We start from the raw sequence: 19188 nt of genomic DNA, 5'->3' as shown, positions 1-19188 counted from the left end.
ATAATAATCTCTTGATTTCATTCTTCCATCACAACCAGCCATTACAAAGAATCTCTTGATTGCTCCTGTTTTAACAGCATCTACAACTTTATCTGCAAGTTGAATTACTTGATTATGAGCAAATCCACCAACTATTTCACCTTTTTCTATTTCAGTTGGAGCTTCACACTTTTTAGCATGTTCTATTATTTGAGAAAAATCTTTTTCTTTTCCTTCTTCTCTAGCAGGTATACGAGTTAATCCATCAAAGCCTACTGCACCAGTTACATATACTCTATCTTTATATGAAGATTTTGGTGGTACTAAACAGTTTGTTGTCATTAAGATAGGTCCATTAAAACTTTCAAACTCTTTATCTTGTTTCCACCATGCATTACCATAGTTTCCTACAAAATGATCATATTTTTTAAATGCTGGATAATAGTTTGCCGGTAACATTTCACTATGAGTATATACATCTACTCCAGTTCCTTCTGTTTGTTTTAATAATTCTTCAAAGTCTTTTAAATCATGACCACTTACTAATATTCCAGGATTATTTCTAGTTCCAATATTCACTTTTGTTATTTCTGGGTTTCCGTAAGTTGAAGTGTTAGCTTCATCTAATAAAGCCATAGTTTTAACTCCAATTTCTCCTGTTTTCAATGTTAATGCTACTAAATCATCAGCACTTAAACTATCATCTAATGTAGCTGCTAATGCCTTTTGCATAAATGCATGTATTGAATTATCTTCATATCCTAGATTATGTGCATGTTCATTATATGCTGCCATACCTTTAATTCCATAAGTAATAAGTTCTCTTAAGGATCTTACATCCTCGTTTTCTGTTTGAAGAACTCCAACTTCCATTGATTTTTTCAATATTTCATCACGATCATCACTATACCAAACTGCTGCATCATGACTTATTTCATCTATATTTCCACCTGCATTAGACAATTCATTTTTAATTTCTTCTCTTACTTCAAAAGCTTCTTTTATTCTATCAATAAAGAATTCTTCATCAAAGTTTGCATTTGTAATAGTATTAAATAGTGCATCCATTACAAATTTATTAGTTCTTTCATTTTCTACATCTAACTTTCTTGCTTTTATACTATATAATGATATACCTTTTAATGAGTATATCATTAGATCCTGTAAGTTTGCTACACTACTTGTTTTACCACAAACTCCTCTAACCGTACAACCTTCTCCCTTTGCTGCTTCTTGACATTGATAACAAAACATTGACATTTAATCAGCCTCCCTGTTTTCTTTCTATATATATATTAATACATATAAAATTATAACTCTGTGATTCATATCACATGAAGGTATAAAACAAAATAAAACCACTTTGCAGTGGTTTTATTTGTTTAATCAATAATGTCAACTACTTCATAGTCCTTGTTCTTAAGTAAATCAATAAATACATTATCTACTTTTATAACAGGTCTTGTTGGGACTGCTTTATTAACATATACAATCTCTCCTATAGAACCATTATTTAATTTCACTATATTTCCAATATAGAATTTAGATATGTTATTTAAAAAAACCGTAGATATTCTTCCATCAAGAGTACCAAAGCTATCATATAAAATTTCCTCAGCTACTTTAAATGGAGATTCTTTTCCTTTATATACTCTATTTGAGGTCATAGCATTAAATACATCACATACAGCTATTATCTTTCCAAATTCATGAATTTCATTTGATTTAATTCCTAAAGGATACCCTGTACCATCTTCTCGTTCATGATGTTGTAATGCTCCATAAGCTGAGTTATTACTTAAATCAATAGTTTCTTTTAAAATCTTATATCCATTAATAGTGTGGTTTATTACCATAATAAATTCCTCTTGATTCAAAGGCCCTGGTTTATCTATAATTTTTTGGGGAATCTTAATCATGCCAATATCATGAAATAAACCCGCCATAGATAATTGTTTTAACTCTCCCTCTGAATACCCTAACCACTTTCCAATCATTGTAGCTAATAAACTTACATTTATTGAATGATCCTGTATATAAACTCCATTATTTTTTAATTGTCTTAATCTTCCAAGTATATTGTTATTATTAGATATATCTTTGATTATCTCATTAACAATTCCACTTATTTCTTGAACCATTATTTTTTTTCCAATTTTTACTCTATTAAATAGCACATTTAATTCTTCTTCTAATTTTTTATGATTTTCGAAAAATAAATCTCTCTTTATTTTACTTTCTGATTCTTCATTTTCTTCTTTTAATATTTGAATATCATTAATCCCCATATCTTTAAGTCTTTTTAAATGCGACTTATTTAAAATAGTTCCAGAAGCCAATATTACTACATTATTATCATTATTGTTTATATCTTTACTAATAATCATCCCAGGTGTAGCATCTTTAACCTTGATAAGTCCCATACCTAATCCCCCTTTAGATATTATATTTCTACATTAATCCCGATTATCCTTCTTAATATGAGATCAAACCAAAATATTTTAATATGCCATAAAAAGAATATGACCCTAAAATAAAAATTATTGCATTTTCTAATGCTCCTCCAGTCTTCATACCTACTGGGAAAGAAAAGTTTTCACTAAAAGGATAGAATATTTCCATTCCACTTTTAGTAAAAAAATCAGAGAAAAGATGGGATATATAGCCTATAAAAAAACCTAAATAAATATCATAATATCCAAATTTTTCAACTAAATTACTTCCTAATTTCATGAAAAGAAACATGCCTAGTATACTATGAGTAAATCCTCTATGCTTTGAGACACCAATTAAAATTGATATCACTCCTGCTAATAAAAAAACATTATCATTTGTTTGACTATAAATATATAATAGAGCCATTCCTATTATAGTGTAAAATAATATTTTATATGATTTATTTTTATACTTAAGTAACTTTTGGTTTATTCTACTTTTTGGGTGATCTATATCAGGCATTAAGGAACCTATTGATGTTCCTAGTATTATCATATAAAAATTGTCAATTTCTCTATTTAAGGCAATCGTAACCCCAGCTGCTAGTCCTAATACTAAATGTGTCTTGCCTTTCATTTTATTATCCTCCATATCTAAAGAACGTTAGTTCTATTATATCATAAAAGTGGCTTAATTATAATAACTAAGCCACTTTTATGATATTCTAATTAATTAGTTCATCAAGATAAGTATAATATTTTAATTTTTCATTATCTATAAAGTCTAGTCCGTACTCTTCAATAAACTCATCTACTAATCGATTATTCCTATAGTTAATCTTTATACTTCTGATAATTAATGACAAATCCACATATCTATCTGCTATTCCAGACCTTCCTACATCTATAAACCCTGATACTTCCCCTTCTTTTATAATTATATTGGGAAAACAATAATCTCCATGGGTAAATACTAGATCTTCGTTATTTATTTTATTTTTTATAAGATAATCATAAAGCTCTAATATATTCTTATTTCTTCCTCTTTTTATTCCTATATTTAAATTAATATTGTTTACATGAAGATCTTTTATAAGCTTAAGCTTATAGTCTATTCTTTCATCAAAAGGACATTTTTTAATATCAATAGAGTGTATTTTGTTTAATCCTTGTGCCACTGACTTTATTAGAATCAGAGGTTTTCTTCTGATGTTTTTTGATAATGCATCTTCTCCTTGAATTTTAGATGTCAATAAATACTGGAATCCATTTTCAATTTGAAAATAGTGGATTTTAGGCACTGGAATTTTATCTTGTAGCCACTCAAGTTTATTTTTTTCAGCTATTAGATAAGAAAATTTATGATCAGGAGATACCTTCAAATAACAATCTCCTTTTCCTAAAACATTTTTGACTAAAAAAACTTCACTTTCAGACCAACCTTTATTATTCTTTATCATATCACATCCATATAATATTTCTTTCAATTCAATCGGCATTTTATAATTCATAGTACACACCCCATTTTTGAATAATATACTATATATTATGATAGGATATTGTATTATATTAATTTCCCTTTTATCTCTAATCCAGTATTTCTTCCTACCCCTTTAAAAATAAATTGATTACTCTTATCTATTAACTCAATTTCAATTATAGAAGATAAGCTTTCTTCTACTCTCCCTATCATGTTACCATTTTTAGGAGATATTAAGTTTGCTGTGTTGAATTTTACTATGTTTATTTTTAATATATAGTGTGAATCTACAACCTTTATATTAATTTCTCCCTCATTATAATTTAACTCTTTAATTTTTGCTCCTGTATATGTAGTAAATCTATATAGTTTATTTTCTAATAATAAACCTATTAAGAATCCATTAAATTCCCGCCCCACAAATGGAATATTTGCAATAGATAAAAATATACTTACATTTTCTTTATCAAAATGATTAGATTGTGCCCATATCCATGATTTTGGGAAAGATACACCCCAGTCCTTTTCTATATATCCTAGTCCTCCGTCAAAGGATATTTCATTATCATTATAAAAAAGTTTTCCTGTAATTCTATGATTCATACTAATGACTCCATGATAACATTCCATAAATGGCATAAATCTATACCAGCCCATCACCCCAGGAGATAAAAGTTTTATTGGCCAATTATACATATCTTTAAATTCTAAAGTCCCATTTATTTTTAAATCATCAGTTCTTATATCCAATATAACTTTATCATTAGTAAAAATATTATTGCCTATTTTTATATGAAATTCTTTTTTATTATAAGTGAAATCTTCATATGTATAATTTATATAATAGGTTTTATTTCTTACTCCATCAATTATTTGTATAAAACTATGCCTTTTATTATTATCTTCTATGGATACCCCAGGTATTATTCCGAATATATTTTTTTCTTTTTTGTCTACTATTTTAAAATACCATCCTTCAAAGTATTTTTCATCTTTATTATTACCTTGAAAAAATACAGGGTTCCAGATTTTTTTAAAATCATATAATTTCATATCTTTACTCCTCATCTTTTTTTAATTAATACCCTTATATATAATCTTTATACTATTATTATTTAATATTAAAATAGCATCCTAAAGGTATAATCTAATGTAAAGTTTCTCTAGTATTTACTAAAATGAAATTATTATTACCGAATAATGGGGATTAAAAAAGATGACTCCTGTTAAAATACAGAAATCATCTTCTTAATGTTGCATAGTTTTTAAAATTGTCCTTGACTAAGGGTACATTTTAAACAGATCAAGTCTTTTTCTTAATAACCTAGACTAGGCAACAAATAAAGTATCGTGAAGAAGTGACATACGCTTCCTCCTAATACAAATATATGCCATATAGCATGATTAAATTTTATTCTTTTATTAATAAAGAATATTGTTCCGATTGTATATAAAAGGCCTCCTAGTACTAAGAATATTATATTTATACTATTAACAGTATTTATCAATGGTTTAATAGCTATTATAATCATCCAACCCATACCTATGTATAAAAGAGTAGATAATATAACAAATTTTTTCACAAAAAATATTTTAAATGCTATACCGATTATAGCTATTCCCCATACTATTCCAAACATAGTCCATCCTAGTTTTCCTCTTAATGGAATTAATGTCAAGGGTGTATATGTACCCGCTATTAATAAATAAATTGATGCATGATCAAAAACTTGAAAGATATCTTTAACACTACCTTCAGGAAAGCTATGATATAGTGTAGAAGATAAATAGAGAATTACTAATGTTGAACCATATATTGCAAAACTTACTACATGCCATACTTCTCCATATATTGAGGCTAATACAACTAAAAGAGTTAAAGCTGCTATGGCAAATCCTAATCCGATCCCATGTAATATAGAGTTTGTTATCTCTTCACTCTTTGAATATCTACTTTTTGTCTCCATTTTTCCTCCTTAAAATTTTATATTTAACTTACAAAAAGCTGTTGTAATACTCCAACAGCTTAATTTATTCTTATCTTTATTATATTATATAATATCTTTTTTATACTGTAACTAATTTCTCAATAATTAATATAAATATATTAATTATTATTAATTGAACTATAATGTAAATTAGATACTTCTTCTTTCTTTTCAAATATATCCATTGCTTCTTTTTTATTATCAGCCGGGGCTACAATCAATACATCCTCAATATTATATTTATCTCTAAGAGATTTTGAAAACCCCCATAACTCCTCAAAATTATCTGAAATATAGATTACCCCTGAAGTTTCTATATATTGATTATCATTTACATTATTTCCTTGGAGCATAATATGAGAGTTTTTTATTTTATAAGTAAAATTCTTAATCCATCCTTGAATGGTTGAGGGTTGATAAGTTTCAATTTTCATTTTACTTTCGCCAATAATAACTTCTCCATTAAATCTATCCTGTAATAATATATTTTTCTGTAACTCTCCTTTTAATGATACTTTTATATTCTTATTTATACTTTCATTTGAATGAGAAAGTATAAATCCATCATACTCTCTATCTATATTTTCAGGTGATTTAAATATATAAATAATAATTAGTAGTACACATCCTATAATTAATGCTACTCTTTTATTCACGATAACCTCCTCATATACTAATGTATTTTCTCTCTATATTTATCTTATACCCTAAATTTCACCATAATTTAAATAATATTTTATTAATTCATAATTCCTGTGCATTTTATTTAAGTCGCATTATGATAAAAATAAAGATACTTAAATTTAAGTATCTTTATTTTTATCATAAGTTTTATCAATTAGAATTTCTTTGCTAAATAAATCATATATTCTAATATGAATGCTTTGATTATTAATGTCCATAATTCCATATGTAATGGGCAAACTAAACCTTCTTGGCCCTATACTTCCAGGATTAAAATATATAATATTATCTTTTTCATTTAAATTAGGTTTATGGGAGTGACCATATAATATTATTCTTGTATCATAACTAATAGACTCTTTATTTATTTCTTTAATATTATGAATCATATATATTTTTACCCCCTTAATTTCTAAGGATTCTGTAGCAGGAAGGCTGTATATATTTTCATCAATATTTCCTAGTATAGAAACAGTAGGTGCGATTTTCTGAATAAGTTCTAAAATGTCTAATTTACCGATATCACCTAAATGAATTATTTTGTCCACATCTTTCAATATATTATGCATTTCTTCTCTAAACAAACCATGGGTATCTGAGATAACTCCTATTCTTATACTCATCTAATCCTCCTATATCATTATCAATTATACTTAAATTAAATTTATACCCTTATTTCTATATAATTTAATCTTTTTATATTGGGTATTTAATAAACATAAAATAAAGAGGTGATATTATGAAAATATTAAAGCTATCCTTGTTACTAATACTTATAGTAATCATAGTAATGGGAATTCTATTATTTACTAGTAATAAAGTTGATTCTACTGACAAATTAGATAAAGAGTTTTTGGTAGATAAGTTAGTTCTTCAATCCCAGTTAGATATATACTCTGAAAATAGTATAAAGTTTTCTGAAAAGGAAGTTAACGGTCTTATCTCTCCTAGGCTAAAAACCAGATTAAACTCAAGAAATGATTCTTCTAGTACAAAATTTGAAGAAATATATTTGAATTTAAATAAAGATTATATATATGTACAAGCTGATCTTGATAATCTTCCTTTTGTACTTAATATGAAGATAGATACTACACTAAAAGAAGATAAAATATCCTTTACTTCTCAAGAATTAAGAATTGGGAAACTTCCAATTCCGCAATTTTTATTAGATAGATTTGGTCTAAACAATATAAATGATTCTTTATATATTGATACATCTGAATTTAATGAAATAACAATAACTAATATAGAATTATATGAAAATAATCTTGAAATTGATTATAAAACTAATAATGATCAAATAGTAGAAAAATATATACAAAAAGATCAACAAAAATTTATAAAAACTATTCTAACTAAATTAGAAAAAAGCGAAGAATCTAGATCATTAGCTAATAATATAGTTAAAGCAGTATTATTGACTAGTGCTGATAGGGAAATATCTCAAGGTTTAATAGATAATTTAAAAGAGGACTTCATTAATTTAGATAGTCAAACAAAAACAGAATTAGTGTTTACCATGATAAAGTATAATATCAATTATATTTTGAACTTAGTACAAAATTAAGGACGCCTAATTAGACGTCCTTAATTTAATACATAGGTGGCTAATGCTTGTTGAACTTGATGTATATTGCTATTCTTTCCAAATTGTTTTGAAATTGGTGTAGCAGTACTTGATATCCATATTTTAAGCTCCGAATCCATATCAAAATGTCCAGCAGTTTCTACACTGAAATGAGTTATACTTTTGTAAGGTACTGAATGATACTCAACTTTCTTTCCTGAAACTCCTTGTTTATCTACAAGAATTAACCTTTTATTAGTAAATACAAAAAGATCTCTAAACACGCTATATGCCCTATCCACATGCTCCCCATTAGTTAATATATTAGATAGGTTAGCTTCTATTTTTTCAATATTTACCTCAGATGCATTCCCTAATAAATTGTCAAATATACCCATTGTCATTCCTCCTTATAGTATAATTAATCTATATAATTATTATATTAATTATACTATAGAATTTATATATAAGTATATTTTAAATTTTTCATAAATAAAGAAGTAACCCTTAGGTTACTCCTCACATCCACATATATTAGACATCTTTATATCCATAGTAAATCTACACTTTATATCCATCTCATTATAAATAGTTGAAATTAGTTTTAGTATTTTATCTTTAGGTCCTCTTATAGTGGTAGATAATACTCCTATATTATAATCTAAAGATGAGTTTTTTATTATATTTAATACTGCATCAATATCTCTTAAATACTCTTCACTTACAATAGGTGTGAAGGCAATCTGACAAGATGCTACTTTTTCCATAGAACACATATGAACCCTCCTCTTTTGCTGTGAGAAAGTTCTTCTTCCTTTTCTACGCTTATATCTTGAGGCTTAATTGATGGCGGTATAAATAAGCATTCATTAATATCTACTATATTATCTGGAAATATATTATTAAAGTCTTCTTTTGTTTTAAAATCAGCATACTTAAATACTGAGTTCTCTTTAAAATCATTAGACATATATAACTCACCCCAGGCACTATCTTTATTTATTGTACCAATTAGTACTTGTCCATCTGTTTTTGCTACTCTAAATATTTCATCTAGAGCTTTTTTAGTATATTTAATGAATTCAAATGCTGCCATAGAGAATACTCCATCAAAATTTTCATCTTCAAAGTTTAGATTATAAACATCCATATTATAGAACTTTATATCCAGATTTTTTTCTCTTGCTTTATCCCTAGCTATCTCTAACATTTCATCAGATATATCTATACCTATAACTTCACATCCCTTTTCAGCCAATCGGATACTATAATTACCTGTTCCACATCCAATGTCTAAAACTTTCATTCCTTTAAAAGGTAGAAATAAGTCAAATGCACACTTTCTTTCTACTTTATCTACAAAATTTCCTAGTTTTGTATCATACCAAGAATCATATGATTTTGCTTCTTTATCAAAAATAGTCATAAGACTTCACCCTTTATTTTTATTATAATAAATTAAGTATATGTTTTTTTATTTCATTAAATTCATGGGTAGTTACTATATCTTCATGTCTAGGTTTTGGTAAGTTTATCTTTATCTCTTCTTTTACTACTGCTGGTCTATCAGATAAGATATATATTCTATCTGATAGATAAATAGCTTCCTCTATATCATGGGTAATAAAAAATATAGAAGCTTCTAATTTATCTAATATCTCTAATAGCCAACTTTGCATCTTTGATTTTGTTATAGCATCTAATCCACCGAATGGTTCATCTAAAAGGATTATATCCTTGGAAAACATATATGTTCTTAAAAGAGAAGCTCTTTGTCTCATCCCGCCTGAAAGCTGATGAGGGTATTTATCCTCAAAACCTTCTAGTCCAAATATTTCAAAATATTTTTTTACCTTTTTTCGTGCATCTTGCATTGTCTCTCCTTTTATGACTAAAGGTATAGATACATTGTCAATAATCTTTTTCCAAGGTAATAGTAGGTCTTTTTGATACATATAACTTACTCTACCTGTTTTACCAGTGAATTCTTTGCCTTCGATATATACTTTACCAGTATCTGGCTTCATCAATCCTGATATTATATTAAATATAGTACTTTTTCCGCTACCACTTGGACCTAATATTGATACAAATTCCTTTTCCTTTAAACTTATTGAAACATCATCTACTATTAGTAAGTCTTCAAAACTTTTCGTTACACCTTCTATTGAAATCTTATTTTTCTGGTAAGAATTCATTTGTAAACGCCTCTTCTGCATATAATTCTTTTTCTATTAATTCTCTTTCATACATCCAATTAGCATAATTCTCCCATTTTTCTAATCTCATTTCTCCCCATCTAGCTGCATCAGCTTGATACTCACTTGCTAAATATTTCTGACTTTCTATGGCTATTTCTCTATCTATCTCACTATTATCTGCTAATAAAGATTCTACTGCATCTTCAGGGTTTTCTATAGCAAATTCATAGCCTTTAGTTGTAGCAGCTAGAAAGTCTTTAACTAATTCTGGATCTCCTTCTAATATACTTTCTTTAGCAATTATTGCTGGAGTATAGAAGTCTAAGTTTTCATCTACTTCTTGAAGCTTAATAAAATTAATTGGAGAATCCTTGATTTCTGCTGCTACTCCATCCCATCCATAATATATCCAAGTAAAGTCCACATGTTCTTTAACAGCCGTAAAGAAGTCTAATGCTCCTATATTAACCATCTCTACTTTAGAAAAGTCTCCTCCATCCTTTTCCATCAAGGCCTTTATAGTTGATTCTTCCATAGGAGCTCCCCAGCCACCATATTTTTTACCTTCAAAATCTTTTGGTGTTTCTATATCTCTATCCTTTGGGGATGCAAATCCTGATGTGTTATTTTGTATTATAGCTGCTATAGCTTTTATTGGTAATGGATTCTCTGAAGTTCTAGCATAAGTAACTTCTTCTTGATAACTTATACCAAAGTCTCCTTGACCAGCTGCTATCAAGTCCGCAGTACCACCTTCTGGAGGTTGAATAATCTCTACATCTAAGCCAGCATCCTCATAGTATCCTTTATTCTTAGCTACATATAACCCTGTATGATTTGTATTTGGAACCCAATCTAATAATACCGTAACTTTTCTTAGTTCCTCTTCTTTCGATTGTTCAATACTTTCAGTATCACATCCTACCGATATTGAAAGTATTATTGAGAATATTATCATTAATGAAATTATCTTTTTTATCATTTAAATTGCCTCCTTATTTTTTGTTTTGACTATGTTCCCAGGGCATCAATATTTTTTGTAAAGCTGTAATACCTTTGAATAGGATCATACTAAGTACAACTATTATAACTATCACTGCAAAAAATTTATCTAAAGCATAAGAATGTTTTACTCTTAACATATATACCCCTAGACCTGATTTTCCTCCTAACCATTCCCCGATTACTGCACCCATAATACTATATGTGGCAGCTATTCTTAGTCCTGAGAAAAAGCTTACCAATGAAGCTGGAAATTTAACTAATTTAAATATTTGAAATCTACTCGCTCCCATGGACTTCAATAAGTTCAATAAATCTCTATCAACACTTTCTAGGCCATGGATTAAACTAACTAATATCGGAAAGAAACATACTAAGATTACAACGACTACCTTGGGTAAAATGCCAAGTCCAAACCAAATAGAAAATAATGGTGCTAATGCTATTATAGGTACAGTTTGTGAAACTATAATTAGTGGATAAATTGCTTTTTTAATTAGTTTTACATTATCCATAATTATAGCAAGAGCTATAGCAAATATTATTGCTATTACGAATCCTATGGATGCTTCCTGTATTGTTGTTAATATATGCTTCCATATATCTGGATGAATTTTAGGAAACGCTTTCAAAATATCACTAGGTGAAGGTAATATAAACCTTTCTACTAATCCTATTCTCACAATTAGTTCCCATATAAATATTAAAATCAAAAAGAATATTGTCGGTATTACTCTATCTTCTATATTTGCCCACCTTTTCATCCATTGTCACACCTTCTGGTTTATAATCTATTTTAACAACTGATAGTACTCTAGAAGCTCCTTCTTTAACACATATATTTTGTGCTTCTTTTACTACATCTATTAATTTATCGAATTCTCCCTCCATAGTGGTTTCCATAGGCCCCACCTCATATTTAACCCCACAAGAATCTATATACTCTATTACTTTATCTACTACTTCATATAACCTTTCATCTTTTACCCTAGGTAAAATCTGTAAACTTACGTTTACTATTGGCATACTATCCCTCCTTTAATTAATCACAGAAAAACCCTTCGTTTGATAACGAAGGGTTGATATACTATCAAAAATCAGACAATATTCTCCCTTCGCTGGCATTACCCAGTGCAGGTTTTATGGGTCGAAACTAATTAAGCTTCCTCTCAGCTAGATCCTTCTAGCTCCCCAGATTTCTATTTTATTTCGATTTCATTGTATTATATAAGAACTTGGATGTCAATTATTGATAATCATTATACTTTTACATTAAAAGTGAATATTAATTAATCTTGTTTGACTATACATTCCAGCACTCTCTAAAGTCTTTTTTGAATTATGGTTATAGTACCAGCATCCAGCCAATGGTTGTATATCCATTGAATAGCATAATTCTTTTAGTTTGATTAGAGTATTTCTTCCTATTCCACTTATTCTTTTTTCTTTTATAACATACATACCTATGCTGGCTATATTGTTATAAATCTTGGATTTTTCAAATATTCCAAAGGATACTATATCTTCTCCTAAGAAACCAATATAGATTTCCCCTTCCTTCACCCTTATCTCAATTTTATCAAAAAAATCTCCAGATTTTTTAGTAATGATATCTACATCTCCAATATCAGCTTTTCTAATTCTAAAATTCTTAAGTATTTGTTCATCATTAATTTCTCTCTTAGAATCTTGAAAAAAATATGCTTGTAAATCAAATTTTTTTGGATTATCTAAAGCATGGGATAAAAAGAATTCATCTCCAGTAAATACTAAGGCCTTCTGCACAGACTCATATTTTTTAATCTTATTAAAAATTTCTTGAGATAAATCTCTAAATTCTTTATTGATAAAAAAGCTAGTTATTGTAGCTTCCTTATAAACAGAAAAGTATCCTTCTTTTCTTCCTTGAATTAAAATTTGGTAGAAATTTGATTCTGTTATATGTTCTTCTAAAAATGAATCAAAAGGCGAACTAAAATTTTTAATATTTTGTAAAAATAAATTATCTACTTCTCTAAACTCACATTTATATATTTGTATATCCATAACAATACCCCCCAATTATCTTTATATTATTTAATTCAATTTCTTTTATAAATATCCTCTTTCAAATTCTATCTATAATGATATTTCCAGTGGGTAATAATAAAATAACATAAATACTAGGAGGTTTTAACAATGAGTAAAGAAGTTACAATTTATACTTTTAGTACTTGTCCCTTTTGTATTAGGGCTAAAGAGTTATTAGATAGAGAAAATATTAAATATAAAGAAATAGAAATAAGCAATGATAGAGAAAAACTTGATGTATTAGAACAAAAAACAGGTCACAGTACAGTCCCTCAAATTTTTGTAAGTGATAAGTTCATAGGTGGATGTGACGATTTAATGGAGATACATAGCAATGGTAAGTTCAACGATATATTTAGATAATAAAAATCCACCTAAAAGGTGGTTTTTTATTATCTAAATATTATCTTCATAAAAATCCAGATATAATTTTCCTTTAGATGAAACCGCTCCAAAGCTAACATCTTCTATATTATCAACTTTTCTTTTTGAAAGCTCTTTATTTAACCAATTTTCATCTTTATGAACACTTTTTAGATTTTCATTTAGTAACTTTCCTTCTAGAATAATAACTTTAACCAAATTTTCCTCTACAGTATAAATATTCATATCTTTAGGCGTAAGTGGACTATCCTTAGATTTTAATTGGACACTCAAAAGACCATTAGATTCTAATATTGCTGATTGAACTTTATTTATATCAAATACATGCTGTTGTCTTAATTGTTGAAGTAAATAATCATATGAATATCTTAATCTATACATATTACTCTCTAATATTTTACCTTCTTTTATTAATATAGTAGGCTTTCCTGCAAGATATTTCCGAAGAATTGTTGATTTGATTGAAATATATGATGAAAGATATATAACTATGGTAGTAGTAACCATTGAAGTTATAAAATATATACTCCTTACCTTAATATTAAATGCTAAGTTACCTGACAATGTTCCTAAAATAGCAATTGCTATATAATCAAAATATGTATTTGGAGATAATACACGTTTGGTAAGAATTGTTGTTATAATTAATAGAAAAATAAATGCTATAATTGTTCTAATAATAACTATCACAATTAGTGACAAGATACTTCTCTCCTTCTTCTTGAATTAAAGCATATAATCTTAGTGTTTTGTTATTACATTAACTCTATTCATATATATAAAGATTGAGAGAATTAACCACCTATTCTATTAAAAATGAGTGATAACATCTAATATTTTCTTTGTTTTATCAATTAAAGCTTCTTTTGATGAATCTTTTAATAGTCTAAAATACAAACTTCTTAAGAAGTTTTTGATATTAAAGTATTTAATTAATTTATCTGTAAACTCATCTTCTTCTAATATATTAGAGAAGTTTTCAATCCATCCTAATATCTCTTCTTCATCTATTAAGTCTCTATTTAGAATACTCATAACAGCTGTAACCATTCGTTCATCTTCTTCATAGATATATGGATGATAATTTATACTTATTTTATTTTGGATATCATCTAAAATAATTATTAAGTTATCCTTTTCCAATTCATCACATTGAGCTAACTCATCTAATACATCTGCTCCATGAGCCATGCCATGAGCCCAGCCCTTTTCTTCCGTATATCCTCTTAAATCTTTTTCTTCTCTTATATACTTAATCACCTTGTTATATATTCTATTAATATTCTCTTTGCTTAGATAGTTATCTTCTCTATGTTTATACACTAACAAAGCTAATACCAGGACTGAAAATGTTCTAGTAAATACAGAATCTCCTACCTCTCCTAATTTATAAAATAAGTGCTCATCATCCAAAGCAATCTTAACTATTTTTCTTAATTCATCCTTATTAAACTCGTCATTGATAATCCACTTATAAAAAGTCACATAAATTAAATCATCTCTTAATTCACTTTCAGTAGTACCTATATACGTTAACATATCTAATGCTAGGTCAAAAGGTTTTATATTCCCTGGCACCTCATAACCTTCTTCTTTAATACTGAACAATACTCTTTTCAACTCATTTTGGTCCATTATTATCTACCCCTTTTTATTAATTTTTATTAATTTTTATTTTCTTTTTGTATAATTAAAAATTTATAATTATGTTACACAACTAATTTATATTCAATACAAATTCTTAGTTTTAAAGAATCATCAACTCACAGTATCCTCTTATATTTATTATTATACTATTATCCTATATAATAATTTCCTTAATAATTCTAGAAGGATTCCCTCCTACTACTACGTTAGCAGGTACATCCTTAATTATTACACTTCCCGCTGCTATTACAGCATTATCTCCAATTGTAACCCCTGGACATATTATTGATCCTCCTCCCACCCAAACATTATCTCCAATCTTAATAGGATAGCCCATCTCTTTTCCTGAATTTCTCTCCACTGGGTTGATAGGATGAGTAGCAGTGTAGACTTGTACATTAGGTCCAAACATTACATTACTCCCTATCTCTACTATGTTAACATCTAAAATTACACAATTATGGTTAGCATAAAATTCTTTACCAATTTTTATATTATATCCATAGTCACAGAAAAAGTTTGGCTCTATATGACATTCCGTCTGAGTCTTAAATAATTCATTTAATAAGCTTTTTTTATCTTCCTGGTCAGTAGGATTTAAGTCATTAAATTTATTACATAAAATTTTAGCCCTTCTTCTATCATTTATTAATTCTTTATCTGCCGGATTGTATAGTTCCCCAGCTAGCATTTTCTCTTTCTCAGTCATTCTATCACCTCATTTTTTAAATTCTCTTCCTACTATTTGCTTTACTTACAATTATTCTATTTTAACCTGTTAATATCCTTTATAAGATAGAAAAAACTCTAGTTATAACTAGAGTTTTTTCTATCTTATAATATCTAAATACTTTTTTAGTACCTCTTTATCTTCTTTACCAGATAAATAAAAAGTAACCTTACTCCTTCTCCAAAGAGTACTATCTTCTAAATTCAAAGTGTTTTTTAAATGCTTTATAGTACCTTCATTACCATCTATTATTTCAATATGGTTTGGAACTATCTTTTTAAAATAATCCTTATAAAAAGGAAAATGAGTGCATCCAAGAACTATAGTGCCATATTCATCTAGATTATATGATGATAACTCTCTTTGCAAATATGGAATAATGATCTCTTCATCAAAAATAAAGTTCTCTGCATATTCTACTAATTTAGGTAGTGGTAAAGGATCTACTATATCTTCTGAATGTAATTTAGTAACTAAGTCCTGAAATTTCTGCTCTTTTAATGTCAGAGTGGTAGCAGTTACTAAGACCTTTTTGTCTTCACTTTTTTCTATAGCTGGTTTTACGGCTGGCTCCATTCCTATAATAGGAAAACTATATTTTTTTCTTAATTCTTTAACTGCAATACTAGTAGCTGTATTACAAGCTATAACTAAAGCATCAATATCTTTATCAGCTAAAAATTTAACCACATTAAATATATATCCCTTTACCTCTTCTTTAGGCTTAGTTCCATAGGGAACATTTTCTGTATCAGCATAATATATATACTCTTCATTTGGTAGTTGCTTTAAAGCTTCTTTTAAAACAGTAATACCTCCTACACCCGAATCAAATATACCTATCTTCATAATAACCTCCATAATCAATTATATATATATTATAAATTATGATTTTATTTAAAACAAATATATTTATTATAATTTCCCCATATGACTTTCTATAAACAGCATGAACAAAAAAATAACTATTCTAAAAAGCTCTGTAGATAAATCTACAGAGCTAATATGTTTAAAATCCATTCATATGATCACGTCCACCCATATCGTGATTCATTCATTTGGCAATAATGTTTAATTCGTAAAAATCATTTCCATTAGATATTATAAATCCGCTATCTTCATATATATTAATAGCATTCTTATTTTGAATTTCAACAAAAAGAGAAATATCTTTATAACCTTTATCATACAAGTCTATAACTACATTTTGTAATATGTATTTTCCTATTCCTTTTCTTCTATAATCAATAAGTACTGATAAATCACTAATTACTATAGCTTTATTTACTTCTGTAATAGAGACTGCACCAATTGATTTTCTATTATATTTGACAATATAAATAGACTTATTTAGATTATTCAATCCTGATAAAATATATTCTTTTTCTTCCTCTATACTTGTATGAAATGCCTCTGTGCCAATTATTATTAAATCATCTATATCTTTATCATTTGCTTTTATTACTTGGAGTCTCTTATCTTCTTTATGGCGACTAAGTTCATAATTATCATTATAAATCATCTTATAGCTAGAAGATATATATTTAGCACCAATAGATTTTAGGGATTTAAGCCCTGATATAGATTCACTATTATTAATAAAGATGATTTTTTCAACATTTATTTGACTACATATATTCTTGCCTTCTTCAACAAGCTTTTTAAAAATCCCCTTTTTTCTATAAGATGGATGAACTATTCCTATAGCCTTTTTTTCTTTTTTTATATAACTTGGTAATAATGTTAAGTATCCTACTAAGCTGTCTCCTTCATAATATAGTAAATCATGAATGTTATCCCTCTTGTCCAAATTTAAATTTAATTCTATCTTATCTTTTCTATTACATATTTCAATTAATTGGCTTATCTGTTGTTTTTGACTTTCATTTATATCTTGTACACATAAAACTTTCTCTTTATACGTTTTCATATAATCCCTACTTTTTCAGTTTTATTAAATCATTTATTTCTCTATTAATATCCCAGGTACCTAACTCTGAGTTTCCTAGTATAGTAACCTCTATATCACTCTGAGGGTAAACAGATGAAATCATTGATATCCCAGGATCTTGACCCATAATATAATATTTCAGTATTCCGTCATTTTCTTTAATTATCCATACCCCATAACCATAATAGAAATTATTACTTACATTAATATAGGGTGTTAACATTTTCTCTGTAGTACTTTTACTCAATAACTTATAACGAGATAACCCTTTCCAAAATTTAGATAAATCTTTTGCTGTAGTATATGCCCCTCCATCTGCTCCACCAATTATAGGTAAAGAATATATGTTAGACCTCCACTTACCATCTGAATCCTTCATATATCCATATGCAGTATTAAAAGGCAATTTATCAAAAGCAAAATATCCTGTATCATCCATTTTTAAAGGACTAAATATATATTTCTTTATATATTCTTTAAACTTAATTCCTGTGATATTTTCAACTATAAGACCTAATACTATAAAACCTGCGTTATTATATTTAAATTTTTCTCCTGGATTAAACTCCATTCCATTATTCTGAATCATAGATAAAAAGTCTTTAAGCTCTCTCATATTATACATAGGTCTATCTTTCCATAAATCAGAATAATCCTCCATTGTTTCTTCATCAAAATAATCTATAATCCCAGAAGAATGAGTTAATAAGTGTTCTATTGTGATATCATCATCAAAATTTGAAAACTTAATATCTAAACAATCTTTAATCTTTGTATCAAAACTCAATTTACCTTCTTCAATCAATTGGCATATGGCTATTGATGTAAATATTTTACATCCGGAAGCTATACCAATTTTAGTATCTAGTTTATTACTCACTTTATGATTTCTATCTGCATACCCGAATGCTTCGTGCAATAATATATTCTCCTTTTCCTTTATTGAAATTACTCCTGAAAAATCATTATAACCAGTAACAAGCCTTTTTAATTTTTCCTTATTCAATATAAACACCCCTTTTGTTCTCCTTTTATTAATCTATTCAATATATATTAGTAAATTCCCT

At 27.5% G+C, this 19188-nt stretch carries 24 protein-coding genes and 1 riboswitch; of the genes, 2 read left to right on the top strand and 22 right to left on the bottom strand.

Annotated features, from left to right (window positions below):
* The 8 genes from hcp to GOQ27_RS02300 form a co-directional block, all read right to left on the bottom strand.
* Positions 1-1239: hydroxylamine reductase (gene hcp, locus GOQ27_RS02335; protein WP_203365210.1), on the bottom strand; the 1239-nt coding region annotated here is incomplete at its 3' end.
* Between the two features lie 122 nt (positions 1240-1361).
* The gene (locus tag GOQ27_RS02330) at positions 1362-2402 is read right to left on the bottom strand and encodes an HD-GYP domain-containing protein (protein WP_203365209.1); all 1041 of its coding nucleotides are present in this window, start codon (positions 2400-2402) and stop codon (positions 1362-1364) included.
* Between the two features lie 52 nt (positions 2403-2454).
* The gene (locus GOQ27_RS02325) at positions 2455-3051 is read right to left on the bottom strand and encodes a metal-dependent hydrolase (RefSeq protein ID WP_203365208.1); all 597 of its coding nucleotides are present in this window, start codon (positions 3049-3051) and stop codon (positions 2455-2457) included.
* A gap of 88 nt (positions 3052-3139) precedes the next feature.
* Complete coding sequence (locus GOQ27_RS02320; RefSeq protein ID WP_203365207.1) at positions 3140-3925, bottom strand: APH(3') family aminoglycoside O-phosphotransferase; 786 nt, start codon at positions 3923-3925, stop codon at positions 3140-3142.
* A gap of 53 nt (positions 3926-3978) precedes the next feature.
* Positions 3979-4947 (bottom strand): tocopherol cyclase family protein, encoded by a 969-nt coding sequence (locus GOQ27_RS02315; protein WP_203365206.1) that lies wholly within the window; start codon positions 4945-4947, stop codon positions 3979-3981.
* A gap of 263 nt (positions 4948-5210) precedes the next feature.
* Positions 5211-5861 (bottom strand): PAQR family membrane homeostasis protein TrhA, encoded by a 651-nt coding sequence (trhA, locus tag GOQ27_RS02310; protein WP_203365205.1) that lies wholly within the window; start codon positions 5859-5861, stop codon positions 5211-5213.
* Between the two features lie 140 nt (positions 5862-6001).
* The gene (locus GOQ27_RS02305; RefSeq protein ID WP_203365204.1) at positions 6002-6538 is read right to left on the bottom strand and encodes a hypothetical protein; all 537 of its coding nucleotides are present in this window, start codon (positions 6536-6538) and stop codon (positions 6002-6004) included.
* A 147-nt stretch (positions 6539-6685) separates the two neighbouring features.
* On the bottom strand, positions 6686-7189 hold the full coding sequence (locus tag GOQ27_RS02300; protein WP_203365203.1) for a metallophosphoesterase family protein: 504 nt from the start codon (positions 7187-7189) through the stop codon (positions 6686-6688).
* A 116-nt stretch (positions 7190-7305) separates the two neighbouring features.
* Between GOQ27_RS02300 and GOQ27_RS02295 the strand changes: the two genes are divergently transcribed.
* Positions 7306-8136: a hypothetical protein gene (locus GOQ27_RS02295; RefSeq protein WP_203365202.1), complete on the top strand. Its 831-nt coding sequence runs from the start codon at positions 7306-7308 to the stop codon at positions 8134-8136.
* Between the two features lie 20 nt (positions 8137-8156).
* On the opposite strand, the gene GOQ27_RS02290 is transcribed toward GOQ27_RS02295, so the two are convergent.
* The 8 genes from GOQ27_RS02290 to GOQ27_RS02255 form a co-directional block, all read right to left on the bottom strand.
* Positions 8157-8534, bottom strand: a complete 378-nt coding sequence (locus GOQ27_RS02290) for a PH domain-containing protein (RefSeq protein WP_203365201.1) — start codon at positions 8532-8534, stop codon at positions 8157-8159.
* Positions 8535-8648: 114 nt separating this feature from the next.
* A complete protein-coding gene (locus GOQ27_RS02285) occupies positions 8649-8912 on the bottom strand; it encodes a YkoF family thiamine/hydroxymethylpyrimidine-binding protein (RefSeq protein WP_203365200.1) in 264 nt (87 codons plus the stop codon).
* A complete protein-coding gene (locus tag GOQ27_RS02280; protein WP_203365199.1) occupies positions 8891-9562 on the bottom strand; it encodes a class I SAM-dependent methyltransferase in 672 nt (223 codons plus the stop codon). The genes GOQ27_RS02285 and GOQ27_RS02280 overlap by 22 nt, the downstream gene beginning before the upstream one ends.
* 22 nt (positions 9563-9584) lie before the next feature.
* A complete protein-coding gene (locus GOQ27_RS02275; protein WP_203365198.1) occupies positions 9585-10334 on the bottom strand; it encodes an ABC transporter ATP-binding protein in 750 nt (249 codons plus the stop codon).
* Positions 10312-11319, bottom strand: a complete 1008-nt coding sequence (locus GOQ27_RS02270; RefSeq protein WP_203365197.1) for an ABC transporter substrate-binding protein — start codon at positions 11317-11319, stop codon at positions 10312-10314. Before GOQ27_RS02270 ends, GOQ27_RS02275 begins: the two co-directional genes overlap by 23 nt.
* Positions 11320-11332: 13 nt before the next feature.
* Entirely contained in the window at positions 11333-12103 is a 771-nt protein-coding gene (locus GOQ27_RS02265) for an ABC transporter permease (protein ID WP_203365196.1), read from the bottom strand.
* Entirely contained in the window at positions 12075-12365 is a 291-nt protein-coding gene (locus GOQ27_RS02260; RefSeq protein ID WP_203365195.1) for a thiamine-binding protein, read from the bottom strand. Before GOQ27_RS02260 ends, GOQ27_RS02265 begins: the two co-directional genes overlap by 29 nt.
* Positions 12366-12432: 67 nt before the next feature.
* Positions 12433-12543: riboswitch (TPP riboswitch) on the bottom strand.
* Between the two features lie 68 nt (positions 12544-12611).
* On the bottom strand, positions 12612-13385 hold the full coding sequence (locus GOQ27_RS02255) for a hypothetical protein (protein WP_203365194.1): 774 nt from the start codon (positions 13383-13385) through the stop codon (positions 12612-12614).
* A gap of 132 nt (positions 13386-13517) precedes the next feature.
* Between GOQ27_RS02255 and grxC the strand changes: the two genes are divergently transcribed.
* Positions 13518-13772: a glutaredoxin 3 gene (gene grxC / locus GOQ27_RS02250; RefSeq protein ID WP_203365193.1), complete on the top strand. Its 255-nt coding sequence runs from the start codon at positions 13518-13520 to the stop codon at positions 13770-13772.
* 33 nt (positions 13773-13805) lie between these two features.
* On the opposite strand, the gene GOQ27_RS02245 is transcribed toward grxC, so the two are convergent.
* From GOQ27_RS02245 to GOQ27_RS02220, 6 genes are all read right to left on the bottom strand, one after another.
* Positions 13806-14495: a DUF421 domain-containing protein gene (locus tag GOQ27_RS02245; protein ID WP_203365192.1), complete on the bottom strand. Its 690-nt coding sequence runs from the start codon at positions 14493-14495 to the stop codon at positions 13806-13808.
* 108 nt (positions 14496-14603) lie between these two features.
* Positions 14604-15428, bottom strand: coding sequence for a DUF2785 domain-containing protein (locus GOQ27_RS02240; RefSeq protein ID WP_203365191.1), 825 nt, complete (start codon positions 15426-15428; stop codon positions 14604-14606).
* Between the two features lie 166 nt (positions 15429-15594).
* Positions 15595-16149 carry a sugar O-acetyltransferase gene (locus GOQ27_RS02235; protein WP_203365190.1) on the bottom strand — a complete coding sequence of 185 codons (555 nt, stop codon included), beginning with the start codon at positions 16147-16149 and terminating at the stop codon, positions 15595-15597.
* 120 nt (positions 16150-16269) lie between these two features.
* Positions 16270-17019 (bottom strand): glutamate racemase, encoded by a 750-nt coding sequence (gene murI / locus GOQ27_RS02230; protein WP_203365189.1) that lies wholly within the window; start codon positions 17017-17019, stop codon positions 16270-16272.
* 205 nt (positions 17020-17224) lie between these two features.
* Entirely contained in the window at positions 17225-18100 is an 876-nt protein-coding gene (locus tag GOQ27_RS02225; protein ID WP_203365188.1) for a GNAT family N-acetyltransferase, read from the bottom strand.
* Between the two features lie 7 nt (positions 18101-18107).
* Positions 18108-19127, bottom strand: a complete 1020-nt coding sequence (locus GOQ27_RS02220; RefSeq protein ID WP_207751250.1) for a serine hydrolase domain-containing protein — start codon at positions 19125-19127, stop codon at positions 18108-18110.
* Positions 19128-19188: the final 61 nt, after the last annotated feature.

It is taken from the genome of Anaeromonas frigoriresistens (assembly GCF_016820655.1).
Lineage (GTDB): Bacteria > Bacillota > Clostridia > Tissierellales > SIT17 > Anaeromonas > Anaeromonas frigoriresistens.
The sequence above is the reverse complement of the archived record's forward strand: the minus strand, read 5'-3'. Positions and strand labels throughout refer to the sequence as shown.